2 protein-coding genes are annotated in these 3,485 nt (G+C 42.0%); one reads left to right on the forward strand and one right to left on the reverse strand.

Translation table 11 applies throughout. The features are described 5' to 3' along the window. Nucleotides 1–1,468: 1,468 nt before the first annotated feature. Nucleotides 1,469–2,974, forward strand: coding sequence for a hypothetical protein (locus GGR27_RS15755; protein WP_168039073.1), 1,506 nt, complete (start codon nt 1,469–1,471; stop codon nt 2,972–2,974). Nucleotides 2,975–3,254: 280 nt separating this feature from the next. On the opposite strand, the gene GGR27_RS15760 is transcribed toward GGR27_RS15755, so the two are convergent. Next, a complete protein-coding gene (locus tag GGR27_RS15760) occupies nt 3,255–3,401 on the reverse strand; it encodes a hypothetical protein (RefSeq protein WP_168039075.1) in 147 nt (48 codons plus the stop codon). Nucleotides 3,402–3,485: the final 84 nt, after the last annotated feature.

Genomic DNA, 3,485 nt, shown 5'->3' on the forward strand with positions numbered 1-3,485 from the left:
TCGCAGACGTAGAAGTACAGTTGGATGAGTTTAAGAAGTCGCATTCCTAAAGCTAGGAAAACTTGCTTCTACGTGTTTTAGCCCATGATTCGCATTACTTGTTGATGAATAGCACTTGAAACAAAATGCATCAAAATGCAGGGTTACTCACGTGAAAATACTTTAAATATTTGCGACAAATAAAATCAGGTGGGAGCAGTAATTACGTAAAAATCTCCACGCGATATCTGTGGGAATTAGGATACTTTAAAGCACTTACCCGGCAAAAGCGCGAGCGCTGTTGCCGGGTAAGGGTAGAAATGAAAGGTTTAAATGTAGAGAGAGACGCAAACGGCACGGCCGTACAACACTAAATGAAATTATTTGAAAGTCGGTCTGAAAGCGGATTTATTTTTTGAGAGAAAAAAGGGTGCCATGTCTATTTGTGTTTCACCGAATTACTCAAAGTGAAAGCCGGACATGGCACCAACTAAATACTAAACAACAACTCAAACGTATGGATCTTTGTCTCGACGGAGTGGAACATTATTAATCCCCTTCCTTTCGATAAATCAAAGATAGCAGTACGTTGGGCTGGCTAGATGTACAAAAAATAGTAATTTGTTGCCTAGATTTTTTATACCTAAAATGGATTTCTGCTAGGTACATTTAGTAAATGCGTGTGCTTAAGTGCTTATTGTGGATTGGAATCTGCGATTTTGTGTCATGATTTTAGTCTCCGCCTCAAGTTACCACCCTTATTCCGTTTGGGTCGAATACATAGTGAGTTAGGAACGCCGAGCCACTATTGCCGGACTGACAATCATTGGGTGATCAGTCCGGAAAATATACTCTCACTAGCTCATTTGCGGTATCACAATGGCTGCGAAAATTATTTGTTTGCGAATCAGTTCTGCTACTGTGCCGCACCGATTGTTACGTATCACGAACGGAACCTCAGGCCACTCTACTAAGATGAATGGGTGATTATGTAAACGCCTCGGTGCAGGAACAACTAACCATAAAAGTACTTACCCGGCAGCAGCGCTAGTGCTGTTGCCGGGTAAGATTAAGGTAGAAAGGTTTGAACGTGGAGAGACGCAGACGGCACAGCCGTATAACACTAGTTAGAATTTCTTGGAAGTTCGCTTAAGGGGAAGGATTATTTTGAGAGAGAAAAAAGGGTGCCATGGCCATTTGTATTCCACCGAATTACTCAAAGTGGAGGGCGGCCATGGCACCAACTAAATACTAAACAACAACTCAAACGTATGGATTTTTAGATCGGCGGGAAGAAAGTCATATACCCCCTTCCTTACGATAAATCAAAGATAGTGACACCCGGGAGGCAAAGCCTGAACAAAAAATGTTGATTTGTTACCAGGTAATTTTACTACTTTGTGATGCAGGAGGCGTTTAAGCTCAGTATTTTATAGGGTTAAGTAGTCTCTTGATGTCAGATTTAGTATTATTGTGTCACATTTCCATTATGAAAAGGATTCTTGAACTTGTTAACGCTGCAAAACCTCAGTCTTTGCGAAAGCTCCTGGAGCGAGAGGATGGTCAGGAAAAGAACCTGCTTACCTACCGACTCTACAAATACATCCGCTCGGGTAAATACGAGGAGCCGCAAATTGTAAGCCTAATATACGGTACGGGTAAGGATACGTCACACGGTGCCTACCGCACACTGAAGACACGGCTCTCTAACCTTTTGATGACCGTTGTACTGGAAGAAAATTTTACCCGACCGACTTACCGTACTTACGATGAGGCTTACGAAAATGGCCACCGTCAACTGGAGGTGGCCCGCATTCTCATGGCGAAACGCCTCTATGCTTCAGCGAGGGAAGTCGCCTCTCAAGCGTTTCGTTACGTTAAGGATTACGAGAATCCTACCCTAAATCTCGGACTAACGGACATCTTGGCGAGTCTTAACTTAGGAGTAGCTTACAATGAGACACTGTTTAAGAAATACCATGCGCTTTATGAGCACTACGCTGAAGTGTGCCAGGATCTCAACATTATAACGGCACATTATCGCCAAATTCGGAATGAGCTTTATGCTAACCGACTCTCACCCGTTGAAATTGGAGAAATGGCGAGTCGGTTTGCGACGGAGGATACCCAGATTAGAAATAGGAATAGTTGGGTGCCCGTCTTACAAATGATGTACAGTCAGACTGAACTGACTGGACTCATGCTAAAAGGCGATTACGTTGGTGCAATCGCCAGCGCGGAAACTGGAATAGACATTCTAACAAAGTGTAAGGGGGCCAACGTAAATACGATCTCAATGCTTGCTTTAAGTCGAATTGACTGTACCATTAAACTAAAGAACTTCGCACTTGGGCTCCGTCAAATTGAAGCAGCTAGAATTTGGGTGCCTAAGGGCACAATCAATGAATTAAAAATTTACGAGTATGCAATTCGTCTCGGGTTGTTCACGGGTAACTACGAGTTTGCATATCGTCACCTCGCGGAGGTGGAGGACCGGGGGTTGAAAGAGCTACTTACTCAGCGTCATCAGGAATTCTGGACAATTATGACTGCATACGTGCAGATGCTCATATTAGCTGGCGAATTGATTATTCAGCCAGATTGGCCTGAAATAAAACGCTTTAGATTAAGTAGCTTCTTGAATAATGTTCCCGCTAATGTTCGCAACAAGCGTGGAACAAATATTCAAATTCTTATACTTCAAGCAGTTATTCTTATCCTGCAAAATAAATTTGATGAAGTAATTGCCCGGACGGATGCCCTGTCCGTCTACTGCTCGCGCTATTTGCGTGATGACAGTAATTTGCGGAATAACGGATTTTTCAAATTACTGCTAAATATCATTCAAGCTAGCTTTAATCGGAAAGTGACTGAAAAAAAAGCTGCTTATACACTAAAAAAGATGCGTGAAGCTGAAATTAGTGAGCAACAAAACGATTTAGAACTGATTCCGTACGAAACACTTTGGAAAATTATAATAAAGCACCTAGATTAATTTAATGATGAGTATACCCATCCCAACATTCAATCTAAATTGACGATTCTCTTGATCATATTTTACTATTTTTCGATTAGTTAGGACTTGCCTAGTTATTTGAATGGTGATAAGCTAGTTATAACACGACGTCTTCGACCATGATGTAGTTAATTGTGTGGGTGGATAAATGAATTGCCTAATCAGATGAGGCGGTACTCAAAGCCGTTGGTTGTGGAAAGGCCGCAGGCTTAATGAAACGTTAGGTGAATTTGTTTTCACAAACGTAATCAAATTTTAATTATAACACGACGTCTTCAACGACGATGTAGTCTAGTGCATCAGTGATGAAAAGGGCTACTTGGTCAAAGGAGGTGGCAGCGAAGTCGTAAACGCTGAGGAGTGATTCGACTTGCTCAGAGGACAGGAGGGAGAAGATATTATTCATGGTTATTTATTTTGGAGGATTAGTTAAAGGACGACATCTTCGACAACGATGTAATCAAGCGCATCGGTGATGAAAAGGGCTACC

The sequence above is a fragment of the Neolewinella antarctica genome (assembly GCF_011927835.1).
In the GTDB taxonomy this organism is placed as follows: Bacteria; Bacteroidota; Bacteroidia; order Chitinophagales; family Saprospiraceae; genus Neolewinella; species Neolewinella antarctica.